The sequence below is a fragment of the Rhodopseudomonas julia genome (genome assembly GCF_030813515.1).
Classification (GTDB): Bacteria; Pseudomonadota; Alphaproteobacteria; order Rhizobiales; family Afifellaceae; genus Afifella; species Afifella julia.
Genome location: NZ_JAUSUK010000001.1, coordinates 315,879 through 334,306 on the forward strand (window position 1 = coordinate 315,879; position 18,428 = coordinate 334,306).

Genomic DNA, 18,428 nt, shown 5'->3' on the forward strand with positions numbered 1-18,428 from the left:
GCGAACCAATTAGAGGACACGACCCCTATGGCGAACGCTGCTGCGGTACATGAGGCGCACGACCATCCGACGGGATGGAAACGCTACGTCTATTCCACCAATCACAAGGACATCGGCACGATGTATCTGATCTTCGCCATCATGGCGGGGATCATCGGCGGCGGCCTCTCCGTCGTCATGCGTATGGAGCTGCAGGAGCCGGGCATCCAGATCTTCCATGGTCTTGCCCAGATGGTCTACGGCTACGACGCAGGCGCCGCCCTCGATGGCGGCAAGCAGATGTACAACGTCTTCACCACCGCGCATGGCCTGATCATGATCTTCTTCATGGTCATGCCGGCAATGATCGGCGGCTACGGCAATTGGTTCGTGCCGATCATGATCGGGGCGCCGGACATGGCCTTCCCGCGGATGAACAACATTTCCTTCTGGCTTCTGCCGCCGGCCTTCATCCTCCTGCTCATCTCCATGTTCGTGCCGGGAAATCCCGGCGGCTACGGCGCCGGTCAGGGCTGGACCATCTATCCGCCCTTCTCCACCTACGGCTCGCCTGGCCCGGCCATGGACTTCGCCATTCTGGCGCTGCACATCGCCGGCATCTCGTCGATCCTTGGCGCGATCAACTTCATCACCACGATCTTCAACATGCGCGCCCCGGGCATGACGCTGCACAAGATGCCGCTGTTTGCCTGGTCGGTGCTGGTGACGGCCTTCCTCCTGCTTCTGTCGCTGCCGGTGCTTGCGGGCGCCATCACCATGCTTCTGACGGACCGCAATTTCGGCACCACCTTCTTCGATCCGTCCGGCGGCGGCGACCCGATCCTCTACCAGCATCTCTTCTGGTTCTTCGGTCACCCGGAGGTCTACATCCTCATCCTGCCGGGCTTCGGCATCGTCTCGCACATCGTCTCCACCTTCTCGCGCAAGCCGATCTTCGGCTATCTCGGCATGGCCTATGCCATGGTCGCGATCGGCGCGGTCGGCTTCATCGTGTGGGCGCACCACATGTACACGGTCGGCCTCGACGTCGACACGCAGGCCTATTTCACCTTCGCCACGATGGTGATCGCGGTGCCGACGGGCGTGAAGATCTTCTCCTGGATCGCGACGATGTGGGGTGGTTCGATCTCCTTCCGCACGCCGATGCTGTGGGCGGTCGGATTCATCTTCCTCTTCACCATCGGCGGCGTGACGGGCGTGCAGCTCGCCAATGCCGGCCTCGACCGCTCTCTGCACGACACCTATTTCGTGGTCGCCCACTTCCACTACGTTTTGTCGCTTGGCGCGGTCTTCGCCATCTTCGGAGGCTGGTATTACTGGTTCCCGAAAATGTTCGGCTACATGTACAATTCGGTGATCGCGAAAACCCATTTCTGGGTGACGTTCATCGGCGTCAACATGGTTTTCATGCCGCACCATTTCCTTGGCCTTGCTGGCATGCCGCGCCGTTACATCGATTATCCGGACGCATTCGCCGGCTGGAACTACGTCTCGTCGATCGGATCCTACCTTTCCGGCATCGCCGTCCTAATCTTCCTCTACGGGATCTTCGAAGCCTTCTCCAAGAAGCGGGTCGCAGGACCCAATCCGTGGGGACCGGGGGCGACGACCCTGGAATGGCAGCTGCCGTCCCCGCCGCCCTTCCACCAGTGGGAAGAGCTGCCGCGGATCAAATGACGGCATGAGCGTCCGGCCCATCCCTTCGCGGGGCTGAGGGCCGGACCTCCGGCAAGCGGGCGATCCGCCTCTGCCTTGCGAACGGACCGGCCTGGCAAGGACGCAGGGCCGGCACCAGCAAGAAAACGACGAGGAATGCGTGGCCAGAGCAGCGAACGAGATGAGCCCGGCGGTTGATCCCGCCCTTATGATGACGGCGGAGCCCGCCGATTATTTCGCCCTGATGAAGCCTCGGGTAATGTCCCTCGTGATCTTCACCGCGCTCACCGGCATGGTGGTCGCGCCGGGGCATCTGCATCCGGTCCTCGCCGCGATCGGGGTCGTCGCCATCGCGGTCGGCGCCGGTGCCTCCGGTGTCCTCAACATGGCCTATGAGGTCGATATCGACGGGCTGATGAAGCGCACGCGCTCACGGCCGATCCCGATGGGCCGCGTCAGCACGGCGGAGGCCTATACGTTCGGCCTCACGCTCTCGATCTTCTCCGTGATGACGCTGGGGCTTGCCGTCAACTGGCTCGCAGCCGCACTTCTCGCCTTCACCATCTTCTTCTATGGCGTCATCTACACGATGTTTTTAAAGCGGTTTACCGCGCAGAACATCGTCATCGGCGGTGCGGCGGGCGCTCTCCCCCCGATGATCGGGTGGGCAGCCGTGACGGGCGACGTCACGCTTTATCCCGTTCTCCTCTTCCTCATCATTTTGTTGTGGACGCCACCGCATTTCTGGGCGCTCGCCCTCTTCGTGCAGGAGGATTACGGACGGGCCGGCGTGCCGATGCTGCCCAACACGCATGGCGAACGCGCCACACGGCGGCAGATCTTCGCCTATACGCTCATTCTCGCGCCGCTCGGGGTCGCACCCTTCGCACTCGGTTTTGCGAGCCCCTTCTACGGCGGGGCGGCGATCGTGCTCGGCGCCCTCTTCATCTTCCACGCCTTCAAGGTGCTGCGCGAGAAGGAAGCGGAGCATGGCGCGGCGAAGAAGGCCTTCGGCTATTCGATCATCTATCTCTTCGTGCTCTTCGCCATGCTGATGCTCGACACGGCGCTCTCCCCGACACTTGAGAGGCTTCTAAGCGCATGAGCAATATTTCCATGTCTGAAGACCGCATCCAGCTCACCGAAGAGCAGAAGCGCAGCCGGCGCCGCCGTTCGGTCGCCATCGGCCTCATTCTGGCGGCACTCGTGGTCGTCTTCTACGCCATCACCATCATTCGGATCGGACCCAACCTCGCGGGAGGCGGCTGATGGCTGGCAAGAAGAAGAATCGCGGCAACCTCTTCGTCGGCCTTGTTCTCGCCGGCGTCGCGGTCGGGATGGTGGGAGCCGCCTATGCGGCCGTACCGCTCTACTACATCTTCTGCTCGGTCACCGGCTATGGCGGCACCACACAGCGGGCCAGCGCCGGGTCGAACGAGATCGTCGACCGCGTCATCACCGTGCGGTTCGATTCCAACGTCGTCGGGCTGCCATGGAGCTTCAAGCCGGAGCAGGCTTCGATCCGCGCCAAGGTCGGCGAGACCTATTTCATCAAATACCGCGCCAAAAATCTCTCAGACCGCACGACGGTCGGCACGGCCGCATTCAACGTCGCGCCCGATCAGACCGGCGCCTATTTCAACAAGATCGCCTGCTTCTGCTTCACCGAGCAGCGGCTGGAGCCTGGCGAAGAAGCGGAAATGCCGGTGCAGTTCTTCCTGGACCCGGCGCTCGTAAAAGACACGGACATGGATCCGATCACGACCGTCACCCTGTCCTACACATTCTACCCTGAGAAAAATCCGACGGAGCCGGTGGCGCAGGCGCCTTCCGACAAGCCGTCGGCGCAGCTGTAACCAATCGGGCGCCTTAAGCGGCGATCCTGCAAGAGAGGAAACGATGGCAGAGGCCCACGCCAAGAACCACGACTACCATCTGGTGGACCCCAGCCCGTGGCCGTTCGTCGGCTCCGTGTCGGCTTTCGCACTCGCACTCGGCGCCATCGCCGCGATGAAAGGGGCGGGCGTCTACTGGATCGCTCCGGGCCTGCTCGGTGTCCTGATCACGATGATCGGCTGGTGGGGCGATGTCATCAAGGAGAGCCACCAGGGCCATCACACAGGCGTCGTGTCCTTGCATCTGCGCTACGGCATGATCCTGTTCATCGCCTCGGAGGTGATGTTCTTCGTCGCCTGGTTCTGGGCCTTCTTCGATGCGAGCCTTTATGCCGGAGAAGCCGTCCAGCCGATGCGCGCAGAGCTGACCGGCGGCACCTGGCCGCCTGAGGGCATCGAAGTCTTCGATCCGTGGCATCTGCCGCTTCTCAACACGCTGATCCTGCTGACTTCGGGCACAACCGTCACCTGGGCGCATCATTCGCTGCTCGTGAACGATCGCCGTGGGCTCAAATGGGGCCTCGCTTTGACCATCGCCCTCGGCGTTTTGTTCTCCTGCGTGCAGGCCTACGAATATTCCGAGGCGGCCTTCTCCTTCGGCGGCAACATCTACGGCGCGACCTTCTTCATGGCGACGGGCTTCCACGGCTTCCATGTCATCGTCGGCACCATCTTCCTCGCCGTCTGCCTGTGGCGGGCGACGCGCGGCGACTTTACGCCTGAGAAGCATTTCGGCTTCGAGGCGGCCGCGTGGTACTGGCATTTCGTCGACGTCGTCTGGCTCTTCCTCTTCGCCTGCATCTATGTGTGGGGAACGGCCGGCGCGGTCACGCACTGAACCCACACGCAAGGAGGGATGGTCCGCCGGACCATCCTTTGATCCTCATGGCGCCCGATGTAATCCCGACGACATCTCCCGATCCGGTTTCGGCCGGACTTCGGGGGCGCTGCCCACGCTGCGGCCAGGCGAGCATCTTCGACGGCTTCTTGAAGCTCAAGGAGACGTGTCCCGCCTGCCGGCTCAATTATTCCTTTGCCGATTCCGCCGACGGGCCGGCGTTTTTCGCCATGACGTTCGTCGGTTTTTTGGTGGCGGGTGCCGCCGTCATCGTGGAACTCGCCTATACCCCGCCCTTCTGGGTGCACATCGTTTTGTGGCTGCCGATCGTTCTCGTTCTCTGCCTCGTCCTGCTGAGGCCACTCAAAGGCCTGGCGGTGGCGCTGCAATACGCCAACAAAGCGAAAGAAGGCGAAATCGACCGAAGCGGCCAATGAGGAGCCTCCGCCGTCTCCTCGTCCCCGGCGTTCTTGTGATCGTCGCCGTCGCCATACTCGTTTCGCTCGGCAACTGGCAGCTGCGGCGTCTCGCGTGGAAGGAAGACCTGATCGCGCAGGTGGCGGAGCGACCCTCGCTACCGCCCGTGCCTGAGAGGGCGATCTTCACCGGCGACATCACCGATCTGCATTACCGCCGCGTCGAGCTTTCCGGCCATTACCTGCCGGAAAAGGAAGTGCGCGTCTTCACGAGCCTGCCGCTCGGCGACGCGCGCGGCCCCGCCTCCGGCCCCGGCGCCTGGATCATGACGCCGTTTGCTCTCGATGCCGGCGGCACAGTTCTCGTCAATCGCGGCTTCGTGCCGGATCGGGCAGAATGGGCGCCGCCGCCGAAGGGCTCCGTCGAGATTTCGGGCCTGATCCGCCCCGACGATCCGCCGACCTGGCTCACCCCAGACAACGAGCCGGGCAAGGATCTCTTCTTCTCCCGTTCGATCGCCGCGATCTCGGCTGCCCGAGCTCTCGCCGCCCCGGTCGCACCGATGACGCTCGATCTTCTCGCCTCGCCCGACGGGCCGGCCCTGCCGCAGGCCGGCGAAACGCGCATGTCTTTCCCCAACGACCATTTGCAATACGCCCTTACCTGGTACGGGCTCGCGATCGCGCTCGTTGCGGTTTTCCTCATGTTTGCGACCCCGCGTCTGCGCGGGGAAAGGGCTGAAAACGATATGCAATCGGACCTGCGGTGATGGCGACGCTTGACTTCACCCCACCCTCGGACCTACCTCGCCCTGAACGGGACGACCCATGACCAAACCTCAGATCACACTTCATCTTTGCGCCCCGCGCGGTTTCTGCGCCGGCGTCGATCGTGCCATCCAGGTGGTGGAAGAAGCGCTGAGGCGCTACGGCGCTCCGGTCTATGTCCGCCACGAGATCGTGCACAACCGCTTCGTCGTGGAGACGCTCAAGGAAAAGGGCGCCGTCTTCGTCGAGGAGCTCGACGAGATTCCGGAGACCGAGCAGCCGGTGATTTTCTCCGCGCATGGCGTGGCCAAGCGCGTGCCGGAAGCGGCGACCGCCCGAAACCTCTTCTATCTCGACGCCACCTGCCCGCTCGTTTCCAAGGTGCACAAGGAAGCGATCCTGCATGAGCGCCGCGGCCGCGAGATCGTGCTGATCGGTCATGCCGGCCACCCGGAGGTGGAAGGCACGATGGGCCAGCTCGAACCCGGCACGGTCACCCTGATCGAGACGCCGGAAGACGCGCGCGCCTTCATGCCGAAGGATCCGGAGAACCTCTCCTGGATCAGCCAGACGACGCTGTCGATCGACGACACGGCCGAGATGGTGGAGATCCTGAAGGAGCGCTTCCCCTCGATCGCGGGGCCGCAGAAGGGCGACATCTGCTACGCCACGACCAACCGCCAGGAGGCGGTGAAGGCCGTCGCCCCAACGGTGGAGCGCATGCTCGTCGTGGGCGCACCAAACTCCTCCAATTCAAGGCGCCTTCGCGAAGTCGCCGAGCGTTCGGGCTGCCCCAAAGCCATGCTGATCAACCGTGCCGCAGAGATCGATTGGGCCGATTTCGACGGCATCAGCCGCGTCGGGCTGACGGCCGGCGCCTCGGCTCCGGAAGTTCTGGTGGAGGAAGTCGTCGCCGCCTTCCGCGAACGCTTCGACCTCAAGATCGAGCTCGTGACGACGGCGGAGGAAGACATCACCTTCCTGCTGCCGCGGGCCCTGCGCGACCAGGCTGCAGCGTAAACGCCACGAATGGCAGTCTATACGGAGATTGGGGACGGCGAGCTTCAGGCGTTCCTCAAGGATTACGAGCTCGGCACGCTGCTCGCCTTCAAGGGCATCGCCGAGGGCGTGGAGAATTCCAACTACCTTCTGCACACCGATGCCGGTTTCTACATTCTGACGCTCTATGAGCGGCGGGTAAAAGCGGAGGATCTGCCCTTCTTCCTGTCGCTCCTGGAGCATCTGGCAGCCCGCGGCATCGTCTGCCCGACGCCCCTCAAGGGCCGCGACGGGGTGGCGCTGCGAGAACTCGGTGGCCGGCCCGCGGCGATCTTTTCCTTCCTCGACGGGATGTGGGTGCGTCGGCCTCAGACCGTGCATTGCGCCGAACTCGGAAAAGCGCTCGCCCAGATGCACGAGGCGGGTCGCGATTTTCCGATGCGGCGCACCAATGCGCTGACGGTTGCCGACTGGCGGCCGCTGCATGAGAAAGCCCGAGAGGCTGCAAGCGAACCCGACGAGAACCTGCACGCCCTCCTCTCCGACGAGCTCGATTTTCTGGAAAACAACTGGCCGAAAGATCTCCCGGCAGGCGTCATCCATGCCGATCTTTTTCCCGACAACGTCTTCTTTCTCGGCGACGAACTTTCCGGCCTCATCGACTTTTATTTCGCCTGCAACGACTTCTTCGCCTACGACCTCGCCATCTGCCTCAACGCCTGGTGCTTTGAGCCGGATGCGACCTTCAACGTGACGAAGGCGCATGCGCTCTTGTCGGCCTACGAGAAAAGCCGGCCGCTCACGCAAGACGAGCGTGAGGCACTGCCCATCCTGGCGCGCGGCGGGGCGTTGCGTTTTCTCCTCACCCGTCTCTACGACTGGAACACCACACCGCCCGGTGCCTTCGTCACGCGCAAGGATCCGGGCGAATTCGTGCGCAAGCTGCGGTTTCACCGCGACGTCCGCTCGAGCAGCGAATACGGCTTCGACCTTTGACCGATAAAGAAACCATCGTCATCCATACCGACGGCGCCTGTTCCGGCAATCCGGGACCGGGCGGCTGGGGCGCCATCCTGCAATATCGCGGGGTGGAAAAAGAGCTCTGCGGCGGCGAAGGCGAAACCACCAACAACCGTATGGAACTGACGGCCGCAGTGGAGGCACTGAGCGCCCTCAAGCGCCCCTCGCGCATCGCGCTTCACACCGACAGCGAATATCTGCGCCAGGGCATCACCAGCTGGGTGAAAAACTGGCAGAAGAACGGCTGGAAGACAGCCGCCAAGAAGCCGGTCAAGAACGTCGATCTGTGGCAGGCACTGACGGCTGCGATCAAGCAGCACGACGTCGAATGGCATTGGGTGCGTGGCCATGCCGGCGACGAGATGAACGAGCGGGCCGATGCGCTTGCGCGCAAAGGCATGGCGCCTTTCAAGAACGGCGGAAAGAAGACCGGCACGACGCGCTCTTGAGCGGATCGAAACGGGGCGCTAGGCGTTCCTTTCCCCGTCCGCAGAAGGAGCCAGGATGCTGCAGATCTACAAGACCCAGGGTGACCGGCTCGTGCCCGTGGATGGCGCAGACCTCACCGCTCCGCCTTCCGAAGACACCGCCCGCACGCCTCTCTGGATCGATCTTCTGGACCCGACGCCGGCCGAGGCCGCGACGGTTGAAAACTATATCGGCATCGAGATCCCGGCCGTCGCCGACCTTGAGGAAATCGAGCCGTCCTCGCGCCTCTACGCGGAAGAAGGCGCCGTCTTCATGACCGTCACGACAGTCGTCGGCGTGCAGAGCGGCGAGCCGGCCAAGACGCCTGTCGCCTTCATTCTGCGCAACGGCCATCTGGTCACGGTGCGCTATGCCGAACCGCGTCAGTTCCGCACCTTCCTCGCCCAGGCCCAGAAAGGCACTGGCGAACGCTATGATACGGCCGAAGCCATCATGCTCGGGCTTCTCGAAGCCCAGGTGAACTGGCTTGCCGATCTTCTGGAGCTGATCGGCCACGACATCGATTCCATGTCGCAGGGCGTGTTTCAGAGCAAGGTGAAGAAGGTGAGCCGCAAGACCGCCGATCTGCGTTCGACCATGGGTGAGATCGGCCGGCAGGGCGATCTCCTATCGCTCGTGCGCGAAAGCCTCGTCTCGCTGTCGCGCCTCCTCACCTACCACCATACGCTGTCGCCACGTACCAAGGGCGACAAGGCGGAAAAGGCCGACAAGGAAGCCAGGAACCGCACCCGCATCCTGGTGCGCGACGCCCAGTCTCTGAGCGAGCATGCGAGCTTCCTGTCCACCAAGCTCAGCTTCATGCTCGACGCGACCCTCGGCCTCATCAATCTGGAGCAGAACCAGATCATCAAGATTTTTTCCGTCGTCGCCGTCATCTTCGTGCCGCCGACGCTCGTCGCCTCCATCTACGGCATGAATTTCCAAGGCATGCCGGAACTCGACTGGAGCTTCGGTTATCCTTTCGCGCTCATTTTGATGCTCGTCTCCGCCGGCCTGCCGCTTCTCTATTTCAAGCGCCGCGGCTGGCTCTAAGCTCCTTTCGGCTCGCGAACCCGCTCCCCTCTGACGTGCATTTTTCCGCGCGCGCGTCTCGCAAGCCCGCCTCTTCATCCCGCCCAAGAGCGCCTTGAACCGCGCTTTTGCTGGTTTTTTGTCATTTTTACGCTGCAAAAACGAGGAACCGGCCCACTCTACCAGTGGTTCTGGCACCATGGATCTTCGGTTCCTTGATCGGCACCGGCAATCCGATGGACGTCTTCTACGGCTATTGCTTCGCAGCCGCCCTTCTCTTCGTGGCCGCAGGGATCGCCATCGTCTTCGGCGTCAAAGCCGAACAGCGAGGTCTCGAAGACGTGGCGGAACCGTTGTCGGCTCAGGCCTGACGCGCCCGTCCAGGGATCTCAAAAGGCAAGAGACGGTTCCGCCCCTTGGTCTTGCACGCCACCCGCCTTACGCTGTCTTCTCCTTTGGATCGGAGCCTCGATGCCGCTTTTTCTCGTTCTCTTGCCTACCTTCATCCAGGTCGGGCTCACCTTCTTTCTCGCCTTCCACATGGGCCGGGTGCGGTTTGCCGCGATCCGCCGCGGCGAGGTCAATCCCGACGAGATCGCCCTCAACGAGCCGAACTGGCCGACGAAAGCCCTGCAGGCGGCGAATTGCTATCGCAACCAGTTCGAGCTGCCGGTCCTCTTTTATGCCCTCACGGCGCTGGCGGTCCTGACGAACAAGGCAGGCTTCGTCTTCGTCATCCTGAGCTTCGTCTTCGTCGCGAGCCGCATCCTGCACGCCTATATCCACACCGGCTCCAACGAATTGCGTTCCCGCTTCCGCATCTTCGCCTTCGGCCTCTTCGTCCTTCTCCTCATGTGGGTGATCTTTGCGCTGCAGATCCTGTTTGGGATCTGAGGCGGGCCACCCGCCTCTGCCAGACGACGAGACACGGCACCACGGCGAGCTCCATGACGAGCCCGCCGACATGACCGGGCGAAGGCGAGCCCGCAAGCACCAGCGAGAGAAGCCGGGCGAGGCCGCCGAGAACGATCAGCAAGGAAAGAAGTCGAAAGCGCTCTCCCTTCCTCTCAATAGCCTGGACGCAGGAGAGAAAAGCGAGGCCGACACCGAAGAAGACGCCGGAGAGAAAGCGCAGATGGCTGTCGAGGTCGACCGACCATGGGGCCGACGCCTGCAGGAAGCCGGGTCCGAGGACGACGCCCGCTGCGCCGGCGGAAAGCGGAATCAGCGACAGGATCGCAACGACAATCTGGAGAAGAAGGCGTTCTCGGGAAGCGGGCAAGGGGGATCCGATCTTTCTCGCGCGGGCTTCGTCACGCGCCACGGCTGACCGGACAAAAACCGCTCCCCTCTTCTGGTGTTCCCTCGGCGAGACGAAACCGCACCCGCGCAACTGTGCACATCGGTCCGCGACCAGCCTTCGGAGCGCCGACGAACCGGTGTCAGGAGCTCGTCTCTCCTCAGGCCGTTGCGGCGCGGGGCAGGAAGCGCACAAAAGCCCGCATGTGAAACGCCGTCTCGACCGGCTGATAGCGGTAAGCGGCGCCGACCGGACAGGCGTTGCGGGCGTGGCAGCCGACGGCGAGACAATCGGCCTCGCGCCTCGTGATATGGGCGGCGCAGGCCACCACGTCATAGGCCGCTTCGCTGACGGCGCCGGCGGGACAGGTTTTGAGACAGGGCTTTTCGGTGCAGCTCTCACACGGCATGTCTGGAGCCGGACGCGGCGGCAGATCGAGACGTTCGACGAAGAGCAAAGCGGCGCGGTAGGCGTGCCAGAGCCCGTACTTCGGATGGATCAGAATGCCGAGCGGCGACGGCCCGAGCCCTTCCGCCCTCCCCGCCCAGCGCTGGAACGGCCGATGCGGCCGATCGAAGGGGTAAACCGCCTTGCCGCCGAAAGCTTCCGCGACGGGCTCCACCACGTGCTCAGTCCAGCGGTCGAGCGGGTCAGGGCCCTCCCCCGCATGTGGAACGAAGGCCTGCCACATCGCCGGCCCGGCATTGCCGACGAGGAGGAGCGTGCCGCAGCCGTCGAGCCCCACCTCGTCCTTGTCAGGGTGAAACCCGCCGCGCAGGATGAGGCCGTGGCGTCCCAGCCTCGCTGCGATCTCGCTCAGCACCAGCTTGTCTCCCTCTCGTTGCGCAGGTACGTATTCCTGACCTTTTCAGGGGGCAAGCATGATCCTCATCGGCCAATACGATTCCCCTTTTGTGCGGCGCGTCGGCGTGGCGCTCACGCTCTACGACATTCCGTTCGAGCACCGGCCCTGGTCGGTTTTCGGTGATGGCGACAAGATCCGCGCGTACAATCCCTTGATGCGGGTGCCGACGCTCGTCCTCGACAATGAGGACGTCCTCATCGAAAGCCACGCCATTCTGGATTATCTCGACAATCTCGTCGGTCCGGAGCGGGCGATGTTTCCGATCGAAGAGCCGGCGCGCCACCGCGCGATCAAGATCGCCTCGCTCGCCTCAGGGCTCGCCGACAAGGCCGTCAGCCTCATCTACGAATTGCGCCTGCACGGGGAAAAATCCGACATCTGGATGGAGCGCTGTCGCAACCAGATCTCGGGCGTTCTGGAGGCGCTGGAGGCCGACCGGAAGCGGCTCGACGCGCCCTACTGGCTCGGGGCTTCGATCGGCCATGCCGACATTTTCGTCGCAACCGCCCTGCGCTTCTTGAGCGAGGCGCATCCGGGCCTCGTCGACATGAACGCCTATCCGGCGCTCAAGGCGCATGCGGAGCGGCTTGAGGCATTGCCCGCCTTCAAGACGATCTATCAGCCCTTCGACGCGCCGGTCTGAGCAGCCTTCGCGGCATCGAGCTTCTTCATGGCGTCGATGACGTCGATGAGCGGCATGTCGATGAAGGCGACGGCTTCTTCCGGCACCAGCATATCGATGCCTTTTTCGGCAAAGCGTAAGAGGATCGGCGTCGCGGGCATATCCTCTTCCGCTTCGAGAAAGAGCTGCACCGCGTCCTTGGCCTCGATATGGCCAGACTGGCTCGTGCCATCGGTGAAATGGACGTGCGTGAAGAAGACGAAGCCGTAGGCGTTCTCTTCGTCGATGTTCATGTTCGTGAGAAAATCGCGGCAGGTCTCGATGAGCGCCGGCGAATAGTTCTCTTGCAGGTCAGCATCGGGAAGTTCCGCCACATCGGCGAGAGCCCGGTAGATCTCCAGCGGCACGCCTTCGACCTCGGGATAGGCGACGTCCCAGTCACCTTCCGGGGCATCCGCCTCCTCGGGCAAAAGGCTCAACGCCTTGATGTTCGGCTGATTGATGAGAAGCACGCGGTTGTTGAGGGTGGCGAGGCTCAGCCAGCGTCTCTCGCCGATGCCCTCATACACGCGCTCCGTGTTCGCAGCGCTCAGCGGGTACCAGCGGCTCGTATCTGATCCCAACAACCGGATGCCGAGATTGCCCCAATAGCCGTCGCTGTCGTTTTGAAGGAGATGATAATGGCTCGATGCGGGCTTCGTGCCGAGCGGATTGGTGCCCAGAATATCATCGACGGAGACGCCGAAAATCACGGCGAGATCGCGCAATGCGGCGATGCTCGGATGCGCGCGCCCGCCTTCCCAGCGGGCGATCGTCTGCTGCGTGGTGGAAAGGCGCTCCGCGAGTTGCGCCTGTGTCAGCCCCAGCTCCTTGCGGAGGTTTTTGAGGCGTGTGGGATCGAGGTCTGTCATGCGACAGACCTAAATAACACATGATACGTGTGTCAACACATTTTGTGTGTTATCAGCTAAAAGCGTCCGGCATCGAGGCCTTGGTCGTCTCGATAAACTCCTTCAGAGCCTCGTCGACGCCCTCGTCGAGCGGCGGGGCCTCATACTCGGCGAGCCATTTCTTCCACAGCCCGTTGGCGCGTTCCTCGGCCGTCTTTGAGCCTTCCGCCAGCCATTGCTCGAAGGAATTGTTGTCGGCGACGGGCGAGCGGTAGAACGCGGTCTCGAAATTCGCCTGGGTATGGGCGCAGCCGAGATAATGACTGCCCGGTCCGACCTCGCGGATGGCATCCATCGCCTGGCCGTTTTCCGAAAGGTCCACGCCGCGCGAGAGCTGCTGCATCATCGCGAGCTGGTCGCAATCCATGACGAATTTCTCATAGGACGAGACGAGCCCGCCTTCGAGCCAGCCCGCCGCATGCAGGACAAAATTCGTGCCCGCCATCACCGTCGGCGTCAGGGTTTGCGCGCTTTCATAGGCCGCCTGCGCGTCGCAGACCTTCGAGGCGCAAAGCGAGCCGCCGGAGCGGAACGGCAGATTGAGGCGGCGGGCAAGCTGCGCCGCCCCATAAAGGACGAGCGTCGGCTCCGGGGTCCCAAAAGTCGGCGCGCCCGACTGCATGGAGATCGACGACGCGAAGGTGCCCATGATCACCGGCGCGCCTGGTCGGCAAAGCTGCGTGAAGGCGGCACCGGCGAGCACCTCGGCGAGGACCTGCGTGAGCGTGCCCGCCACCGTCACCGGCGACATCGCACCAGCCAGGATGAACGGCGTGACGATCGTACCCTGGTTCGCCCGCGCATAGGTCTTGAGAGCGCCCAGCATGGTCGCGTCGAAGACCATCGGCGAGTTGACGTTGATCAGGTTGATCAAAACGCAATTCTGCTCGACGAACTCCTCACCGAAGACCATGCGCGCCATCGCGACCGAATCCGCTGCCCGTTCCGGCGCCGTAACGGAACCCATGAAGGGTTTGTCGGAATAGCGGATATGGGCATAGACCATATCGAGATGGCGCTTGTTGACCGGGATATCGACCGGCTCGCACACCGTGCCGCCGGAATGGTGCAGCGCCGGCGCCTGATAGGCGAGCTTCACGAGGTTCTGGAAATCGTCGATCGTGCCGTAGCGGCGGCCATTGTCGAGATCGCGGACGAAAGGCGGGCCATAGACCGGCGCAAACACCGTCGCCTTGCCCCCGATTTCAACCGAACGTTCGGGATTTCGGGCGTGCTGGGTAAACGTCTGAGGCGCCGTCTTCAGAAGCTCGCGGCACAGCCCCTTGGGAAAACGCACACGCTCGCCGGACACCTCGGCACCGGCCTCGCGCCACATCTGAAGCGCTTCGGGATCTTCGCGAAACTCGATGCCGATTTCTTCGAGCACCGTGTCGGCGTTTTGTTCGATGAGCGCCAGACCTTCTTCGTCGAGAACCGCCTGCTCCGGGAGGATGCGGCGAATGAAGGGCAGCTGGAGCGAGCGCGAGCCGGACCGTTTCGCCCGCCTCGCCTCCGCTCCGCCGCTTGCCCGGCGGCGTCGTCCGCCACGCTCGTCCACACCGGCCGTCTCGTCGGTCGTGCCCATCCTCAGCGCTCCTGCCTCAGCGGAAATCGTCATCGAAGGCTAGAGCGCCGCTTGCCCGCATGGTCTTCCGCCTGCGGCAGAGTGTGACGCGGCGGGAAAACTCGAAAAATTCCAGGTCGCAGACAAAATCATCTCAGGTCGTGATCAAAGCATTGGCTTGCCCTAAATGTCCGCATGATGCGAAGACGCTTCCACGTGCAAACGCTTGGCAAGGAGCCTGTCTGTGGCCGAAGAGGAAATTGTCCTGTCCGAACTCAGCGATGAGGATCTTGTCGCGCAGATGCACGACGACCTTTACGATGGGCTGAAGGAAGAGATCGAAGAGGGTGTGAACATTCTCCTGGAGCGAGGATGGACACCCTATGACGTCCTCACCAAGTCGCTCGTGGAAGGCATGCGCATCGTCGGCGAGGATTTCCGTGACGGAATCCTGTTCGTGCCGGAGGTGCTTCTCTCCGCCAACGCCATGAAGGCGGGCATGGGGATTCTGCGCCCTCTCCTTGCCGAAACCGGCGCGCCCAAGATCGGCAAGATGGTGATCGGCACCGTCAAGGGCGACATCCACGACATCGGCAAGAACCTCGTCGCCATGATGATGGAGGGCGCCGGTTTCGAGGTCATCAATATCGGCATCAACAATCCGGTCGAGAACTATCTCGCCGCGATCGAGGAACATCAGCCGGACATCGTCGGCATGTCGGCGCTTTTGACGACGACCATGCCTTATATGAAGGTCGTCATCGATACGCTGAAGGAGAAAGGCATCCGCGACGATTACATCGTTCTCGTGGGCGGTGCGCCTTTGAACGAGGAATTCGGGCGCGCGATCGGGGCGGATGCCTATTGCCGCGATGCGGCCGTGACGGTTGAAACCGCCACAGACCTCATCAAACGTCGGCACAATCAGCGGGCCACCGCCGCCGGCTGAGCATCGCAGTTGCCGGCCGAGAGCAGGGGTTCGAAGACCTGAGCACCAGAACGATCCGCACATAAAAAGAGCGGCGCCCCGGCGCCGCTCTTGCTTTCAAGGTATTGCTCGGCCCGCATGGCCGCCCCATTCGGGGCGCGGTCACACCAGCCGGAAAACTGCTTACGGGTTGCCCTGAACCGTGTCTTCGACGGCGTTGCCGGTTTCCTGAACATCACGCCCAACACCGCGCACCGTATGCTCGCAGGCGGCAAGGCTCAGGCCGAATGACGCGAGAACCACGAAAAACACACCACGACGCACAAGATTCATCACAGAACTCCCTGAGGCCGCCACCCCGGCGGCTTTCCTGTGCAACGGTGCCTGAGCTCGATTGGTTCCGGCCCCTATGCGCAGTCGAACACGTCCTCAAGGCTTGCGATGATGCTCGTAGTACTGCCGCAGAACCGCATTAATGCGCGTCTGGTAGCCACGCCCTTGCGACTTGAACCATTCGAGGACATCCGCATCGATCCTGATCGAGGCGTGGGTTTTTGTGCGCGGCAACGGCACTTCGGTCATGACCCAGTCCGGGGGGACCGCATCGAGCGCGTCGTGCGGATCGCTTCCATCCGGCACACCCGGCTGGGCGGCTCGTTTCCAATCCGAACCGACCTCGCCTTGGCTGCGCATCTCCTCCAGGTCATTGGCCCTGAATCGTACGATGCGCTCTTTCTTCTCCGGCATGGGCTCTCCTCATCGAAATCACGCGGGGGACGTCGCTGCGCCACATCACACTCAAAGACGTTATCGCCGCGCTTCATGTATATACATTTTGTAGCGCAACATGGTTTGCAGGGCAGCAGACTTTGCCGGAAGAGCTCAGGAGCTCTATAGAAAGCCCGATGAGCGACATGCGCGCAGATGGCCGAGCGCCACAGCCGGGCGCGGCGAAAGCCGGAAATCTCCTCGTCATCGCCTGCGGTGCGCTGGCGCGCGAGATCGGCGATATCGTCGAAGCGAACGGCCTCGCCCATGTCCGCCTCACCTGCCTGCCCGCCATCCTGCACAACCGACCGGAGAAAATCCCGGATGCCGTCCAAGGCGCGATCCGCAAGGCGCGCGCGGAAGGTTTTGAGCGCATCCTTGTCGGCTATGGCGATTGCGGCACGGGCGGGCGGCTCGATGCGGTCTGCGCGGCTGAAGGCGTCTCACGCATCGACGGGCCGCATTGCTACGCCTTCTATTCCGGCAACGCCCGCTTCGCCGCGCAGGGCGACGCCGATATGGACGCCTTCTTCCTGACCGACTTTCTCGCCCGGCAGTTCGAGGCTTTCGTCGTCGAGCCGCTCGGCCTCGACCGGCATCCGGAGCTCAGGGATGCCTATTTCGGGCATTACCGCCGCCTCGTCTATCTGGCCCAGCGGCCCGACCCCTTCCTTGAAGAAAAAGCCCGCCAGGCGGCGGACCGTCTCGATCTCGCCTTTGAGATGCGGGTGACCGGCTATGGCGACCTTGAGAGCTTCCTCGACGCCGCACCGGGGAATGCCGGCTGAAGGACGGCGATTTCCCTTCCATGTTGCGCAAGTCGGCAGAAAGTCGCAATTCGGAGCAGGCTTGTCGCGGCCAAGCTCGCTTGCGGCCGGGGCGCTGCAACAATCACCCAGGAGAACAACCAATGGCTCAGCGGATCATCCTGTCATGGCGCGATATTCCGGCTCAGGTGATCGTCAAGGCAGGGCGGAAAAGCGCCAAGCGCGAATTGCCGATCCGCTTCACGGAAGCGATCGACCGCTGCGCGATGAAGGTTGGGGCACGTGACTCCGATGCCTATCTCGCCGAATGGCGCCGCGGCGAGCCGACCGCCTGCGGCGATGATCTCGAGGTGGAGGCGGATGCCACAGCTGCGGCGATCGAGGCCGACTATCCGCCGGAGCGCCTCAAAGCGCTCATCGATCAGGAAGGCTTCGAGCGCTGAGATCGCAAGGTGCAGGCGGTGCGATTTTGACGCGCCAGGCACCGGCCGCTACAGACCAGCCCGAAACGATGGGCGACACCGCCCGAAAACGGGCCCCGCAACGGGACCAGTGAAGGAAAAGCAGGTATGACACGCACCATCGTCGCTTCGGCCAAAAAGGAGATCGCGATCGGCTTCGACCAGCCCTTCTGCGTCATCGGCGAGCGCATCAACCCGACGGGCCGCAAGAAGCTCGCGGCGGAGATGGTGGAAGGCAATTTCGAGACGGTGAAGGCCGACGCGCTCGCCCAGGTCGCCGCCGGCGCCACGATGCTCGACGTCAATGCCGGCGTCACCGCCGTCGACCCGAACGAGACCGAGCCGCCGCTCCTCGTCGAAACGCTGAAGATCGTGCAGTCGCTCGTCTCCGTGCCGATTTCCATCGATTCCTCTGTCCCGGCCGCCCTGAAGGCGGGGCTAGAGGTCGCCGAAGGCCGCCCGCTCGTCAATTCGGTGACGGGTGAAGAGGATCGGCTCGAAGCGATCCTGCCGCTCATCAAGAAATACAACGTGCCGGTGGTGGCGATCTCCAACGACGAGACCGGCATTTCCGAAGACCCGGACGTGCGCTTCGCCGTCGCCAAGAAGATCGTGGAACGCGCCGCCGATTACGGCATCAAGCCCGAAGACATCGTCGTCGATCCCCTGGTCATGCCGATCGGCGCCATGGGGACGGCCGGGCTGCAGGTCTTCGCGCTCGTCAGGCGGCTGCGTGAGGAGCTCAAGGTCAACACGACCTGCGGCGCCTCCAACGTTTCCTTCGGCCTGCCGCATCGCCACGGCATCAACGCCGCCTTCCTGCCGATGGCGATCGCCTCGGGCATGACGTCGGCGATCATGAACCCGGTCCGGCCGCAGGAGATGGAGGCGGTGCGCGCGGCGAACGTCCTCATGGGCACCGACAAGGACTGCATGACCTGGATCCGCTCCTACAAGGATTACCAGCCGGCCGCGGGCGGCACACCGGCAGCATCCCCCACGCCTCCCGATGGCGAGAGCAGCGGCCGTCGCCGTGGCGGCCGCGAGGCGAGAAGGGCCAGGTCGGGGAGCTGAATATCGCACGGCGTAACTCCCCTCCCCCTTACGGGGA

Annotated in this window: 24 protein-coding genes; 18 read left to right on the forward strand and 6 right to left on the reverse strand. The window is 63.2% G+C overall.

Features of this window, described 5'->3' with window-relative positions; translation table 11 throughout:
• Window positions 1–27: 27 nt before the first annotated feature.
• The 13 genes from ctaD to J2R99_RS01495 all read left to right on the forward strand — a co-directional run bounded on the left by ctaD (window position 28) and on the right by J2R99_RS01495 (window position 9,986).
• Window positions 28–1,677, forward strand: a complete 1,650-nt coding sequence (gene ctaD, locus J2R99_RS01435; protein WP_092809604.1) for a cytochrome c oxidase subunit I — start codon at window positions 28–30, stop codon at window positions 1,675–1,677.
• Between the two features lie 160 nt (window positions 1,678–1,837).
• Complete coding sequence (locus tag J2R99_RS01440) at window positions 1,838–2,761, forward strand: heme o synthase (RefSeq protein WP_307154109.1); 924 nt, start codon at window positions 1,838–1,840, stop codon at window positions 2,759–2,761.
• Window positions 2,758–2,925, forward strand: coding sequence for a cytochrome c oxidase system small membrane protein (locus tag J2R99_RS01445; RefSeq protein WP_307152728.1), 168 nt, complete (start codon window positions 2,758–2,760; stop codon window positions 2,923–2,925). The genes J2R99_RS01440 and J2R99_RS01445 overlap by 4 nt, the downstream gene beginning before the upstream one ends.
• Entirely contained in the window at window positions 2,925–3,512 is a 588-nt protein-coding gene (locus J2R99_RS01450; RefSeq protein WP_307152729.1) for a cytochrome c oxidase assembly protein, read from the forward strand. Before J2R99_RS01445 ends, J2R99_RS01450 begins: the two co-directional genes overlap by 1 nt.
• Before the next feature lie 43 nt (window positions 3,513–3,555).
• Window positions 3,556–4,389, forward strand: coding sequence for a cytochrome c oxidase subunit 3 (locus tag J2R99_RS01455; RefSeq protein ID WP_307152730.1), 834 nt, complete (start codon window positions 3,556–3,558; stop codon window positions 4,387–4,389).
• A gap of 47 nt (window positions 4,390–4,436) precedes the next feature.
• The gene (locus tag J2R99_RS01460) at window positions 4,437–4,826 is read left to right on the forward strand and encodes a DUF983 domain-containing protein (protein ID WP_307152731.1); all 390 of its coding nucleotides are present in this window, start codon (window positions 4,437–4,439) and stop codon (window positions 4,824–4,826) included.
• Entirely contained in the window at window positions 4,823–5,575 is a 753-nt protein-coding gene (locus J2R99_RS01465) for an SURF1 family protein (RefSeq protein ID WP_307152732.1), read from the forward strand. Before J2R99_RS01460 ends, J2R99_RS01465 begins: the two co-directional genes overlap by 4 nt.
• Before the next feature lie 58 nt (window positions 5,576–5,633).
• On the forward strand, window positions 5,634–6,593 hold the full coding sequence (gene ispH, locus J2R99_RS01470) for a 4-hydroxy-3-methylbut-2-enyl diphosphate reductase (protein WP_307152733.1): 960 nt from the start codon (window positions 5,634–5,636) through the stop codon (window positions 6,591–6,593).
• Between the two features lie 9 nt (window positions 6,594–6,602).
• On the forward strand, window positions 6,603–7,568 hold the full coding sequence (gene thrB, locus J2R99_RS01475) for a homoserine kinase (protein WP_307152734.1): 966 nt from the start codon (window positions 6,603–6,605) through the stop codon (window positions 7,566–7,568).
• Window positions 7,565–8,041: a ribonuclease HI gene (gene rnhA, locus J2R99_RS01480; RefSeq protein ID WP_307152735.1), complete on the forward strand. Its 477-nt coding sequence runs from the start codon at window positions 7,565–7,567 to the stop codon at window positions 8,039–8,041. The genes thrB and rnhA overlap by 4 nt, the downstream gene beginning before the upstream one ends.
• A gap of 55 nt (window positions 8,042–8,096) precedes the next feature.
• On the forward strand, window positions 8,097–9,113 hold the full coding sequence (locus tag J2R99_RS01485) for a magnesium transporter CorA family protein (protein ID WP_307152736.1): 1,017 nt from the start codon (window positions 8,097–8,099) through the stop codon (window positions 9,111–9,113).
• A gap of 164 nt (window positions 9,114–9,277) precedes the next feature.
• On the forward strand, window positions 9,278–9,463 hold the full coding sequence (locus tag J2R99_RS01490; RefSeq protein ID WP_307152737.1) for a hypothetical protein: 186 nt from the start codon (window positions 9,278–9,280) through the stop codon (window positions 9,461–9,463).
• Window positions 9,464–9,563: 100 nt separating this feature from the next.
• The gene (locus tag J2R99_RS01495) at window positions 9,564–9,986 is read left to right on the forward strand and encodes an MAPEG family protein (protein ID WP_307152738.1); all 423 of its coding nucleotides are present in this window, start codon (window positions 9,564–9,566) and stop codon (window positions 9,984–9,986) included.
• Here J2R99_RS01495 and J2R99_RS01500 read toward each other — a convergent pair.
• Window positions 9,943–10,374, reverse strand: coding sequence for a DUF4345 domain-containing protein (locus J2R99_RS01500; RefSeq protein ID WP_307152739.1), 432 nt, complete (start codon window positions 10,372–10,374; stop codon window positions 9,943–9,945). The genes J2R99_RS01495 and J2R99_RS01500 overlap by 44 nt on opposite strands.
• Window positions 10,375–10,552: 178 nt before the next feature.
• A complete protein-coding gene (locus tag J2R99_RS01505; RefSeq protein WP_307152740.1) occupies window positions 10,553–11,215 on the reverse strand; it encodes a hypothetical protein in 663 nt (220 codons plus the stop codon).
• 58 nt (window positions 11,216–11,273) lie between these two features.
• On the opposite strand from J2R99_RS01505, the gene J2R99_RS01510 reads away from it, so the two are divergent.
• Complete coding sequence (locus J2R99_RS01510) at window positions 11,274–11,900, forward strand: glutathione S-transferase family protein (protein WP_307152741.1); 627 nt, start codon at window positions 11,274–11,276, stop codon at window positions 11,898–11,900.
• Here J2R99_RS01510 and J2R99_RS01515 read toward each other — a convergent pair.
• Window positions 11,876–12,790 carry a helix-turn-helix transcriptional regulator gene (locus tag J2R99_RS01515; protein WP_307152742.1) on the reverse strand — a complete coding sequence of 305 codons (915 nt, stop codon included), beginning with the start codon at window positions 12,788–12,790 and terminating at the stop codon, window positions 11,876–11,878. The two genes, J2R99_RS01510 and J2R99_RS01515, sit on opposite strands and share 25 nt — an antisense overlap.
• 52 nt (window positions 12,791–12,842) lie before the next feature.
• Entirely contained in the window at window positions 12,843–14,414 is a 1,572-nt protein-coding gene (locus J2R99_RS01520) for a trimethylamine methyltransferase family protein (RefSeq protein WP_307152743.1), read from the reverse strand.
• A gap of 223 nt (window positions 14,415–14,637) precedes the next feature.
• On the opposite strand from J2R99_RS01520, the gene J2R99_RS01525 reads away from it, so the two are divergent.
• Window positions 14,638–15,342, forward strand: coding sequence for a cobalamin B12-binding domain-containing protein (locus J2R99_RS01525; protein WP_307152744.1), 705 nt, complete (start codon window positions 14,638–14,640; stop codon window positions 15,340–15,342).
• A 162-nt stretch (window positions 15,343–15,504) separates the two neighbouring features.
• Here the strand turns inward: J2R99_RS01525 and J2R99_RS01530 are convergent, their stop codons facing one another.
• Together J2R99_RS01530 and J2R99_RS01535 are read right to left on the reverse strand one after the other, a co-directional pair.
• Window positions 15,505–15,654, reverse strand: coding sequence for an entericidin A/B family lipoprotein (locus J2R99_RS01530; RefSeq protein WP_128292653.1), 150 nt, complete (start codon window positions 15,652–15,654; stop codon window positions 15,505–15,507).
• Between the two features lie 96 nt (window positions 15,655–15,750).
• Window positions 15,751–16,068 (reverse strand): BrnA antitoxin family protein, encoded by a 318-nt coding sequence (locus J2R99_RS01535; RefSeq protein WP_307152745.1) that lies wholly within the window; start codon window positions 16,066–16,068, stop codon window positions 15,751–15,753.
• A 167-nt stretch (window positions 16,069–16,235) separates the two neighbouring features.
• On the opposite strand from J2R99_RS01535, the gene J2R99_RS01540 reads away from it, so the two are divergent.
• The 3 genes from J2R99_RS01540 to J2R99_RS01550 all read left to right on the forward strand — a co-directional run bounded on the left by J2R99_RS01540 (window position 16,236) and on the right by J2R99_RS01550 (window position 18,391).
• Window positions 16,236–16,877 (forward strand): DUF1638 domain-containing protein, encoded by a 642-nt coding sequence (locus J2R99_RS01540; RefSeq protein ID WP_370872313.1) that lies wholly within the window; start codon window positions 16,236–16,238, stop codon window positions 16,875–16,877.
• 122 nt (window positions 16,878–16,999) lie between these two features.
• On the forward strand, window positions 17,000–17,299 hold the full coding sequence (locus tag J2R99_RS01545) for a virulence factor (RefSeq protein ID WP_307152747.1): 300 nt from the start codon (window positions 17,000–17,002) through the stop codon (window positions 17,297–17,299).
• A 126-nt stretch (window positions 17,300–17,425) separates the two neighbouring features.
• Window positions 17,426–18,391 carry a methyltetrahydrofolate cobalamin methyltransferase gene (locus tag J2R99_RS01550; protein WP_307152748.1) on the forward strand — a complete coding sequence of 322 codons (966 nt, stop codon included), beginning with the start codon at window positions 17,426–17,428 and terminating at the stop codon, window positions 18,389–18,391.
• Window positions 18,392–18,428: the final 37 nt, after the last annotated feature.

What these genes read in the sequence shown, in the direction of transcription:
- thrB (WP_307152734.1), top strand. Translation starts at nt 6,603, where the DNA reads ATGGCAGTCTATACGGAGATTGGGGACGGCGAGCTTCAGGCGTTCCTC.
- J2R99_RS01510 (WP_307152741.1), top strand. Translation starts at nt 11,274, where the DNA reads ATGATCCTCATCGGCCAATACGATTCCCCTTTTGTGCGGCGCGTCGGC.
- J2R99_RS01440 (WP_307154109.1), top strand. Translation starts at nt 1,838, where the DNA reads ATGAGCCCGGCGGTTGATCCCGCCCTTATGATGACGGCGGAGCCCGCC.
- ispH (WP_307152733.1), top strand. Translation starts at nt 5,634, where the DNA reads ATGACCAAACCTCAGATCACACTTCATCTTTGCGCCCCGCGCGGTTTC.
- J2R99_RS01460 (WP_307152731.1), top strand. Translation starts at nt 4,437, where the DNA reads ATGGCGCCCGATGTAATCCCGACGACATCTCCCGATCCGGTTTCGGCC.
- ctaD (WP_092809604.1), top strand. Translation starts at nt 28, where the DNA reads ATGGCGAACGCTGCTGCGGTACATGAGGCGCACGACCATCCGACGGGA.
- J2R99_RS01530 (WP_128292653.1), bottom strand. Translation starts at nt 15,654, where the DNA reads ATGAATCTTGTGCGTCGTGGTGTGTTTTTCGTGGTTCTCGCGTCATTC.
- J2R99_RS01515 (WP_307152742.1), bottom strand. Translation starts at nt 12,790, where the DNA reads ATGACAGACCTCGATCCCACACGCCTCAAAAACCTCCGCAAGGAGCTG.
- J2R99_RS01450 (WP_307152729.1), top strand. Translation starts at nt 2,925, where the DNA reads ATGGCTGGCAAGAAGAAGAATCGCGGCAACCTCTTCGTCGGCCTTGTT.
- J2R99_RS01465 (WP_307152732.1), top strand. Translation starts at nt 4,823, where the DNA reads ATGAGGAGCCTCCGCCGTCTCCTCGTCCCCGGCGTTCTTGTGATCGTC.
- J2R99_RS01550 (WP_307152748.1), top strand. Translation starts at nt 17,426, where the DNA reads ATGACACGCACCATCGTCGCTTCGGCCAAAAAGGAGATCGCGATCGGC.
- J2R99_RS01495 (WP_307152738.1), top strand. Translation starts at nt 9,564, where the DNA reads ATGCCGCTTTTTCTCGTTCTCTTGCCTACCTTCATCCAGGTCGGGCTC.
- J2R99_RS01540 (WP_370872313.1), top strand. Translation starts at nt 16,236, where the DNA reads ATGCGCGCAGATGGCCGAGCGCCACAGCCGGGCGCGGCGAAAGCCGGA.
- J2R99_RS01455 (WP_307152730.1), top strand. Translation starts at nt 3,556, where the DNA reads ATGGCAGAGGCCCACGCCAAGAACCACGACTACCATCTGGTGGACCCC.
- J2R99_RS01545 (WP_307152747.1), top strand. Translation starts at nt 17,000, where the DNA reads ATGGCTCAGCGGATCATCCTGTCATGGCGCGATATTCCGGCTCAGGTG.
- J2R99_RS01535 (WP_307152745.1), bottom strand. Translation starts at nt 16,068, where the DNA reads ATGCCGGAGAAGAAAGAGCGCATCGTACGATTCAGGGCCAATGACCTG.
- J2R99_RS01445 (WP_307152728.1), top strand. Translation starts at nt 2,758, where the DNA reads ATGAGCAATATTTCCATGTCTGAAGACCGCATCCAGCTCACCGAAGAG.
- J2R99_RS01485 (WP_307152736.1), top strand. Translation starts at nt 8,097, where the DNA reads ATGCTGCAGATCTACAAGACCCAGGGTGACCGGCTCGTGCCCGTGGAT.
- J2R99_RS01520 (WP_307152743.1), bottom strand. Translation starts at nt 14,414, where the DNA reads ATGGGCACGACCGACGAGACGGCCGGTGTGGACGAGCGTGGCGGACGA.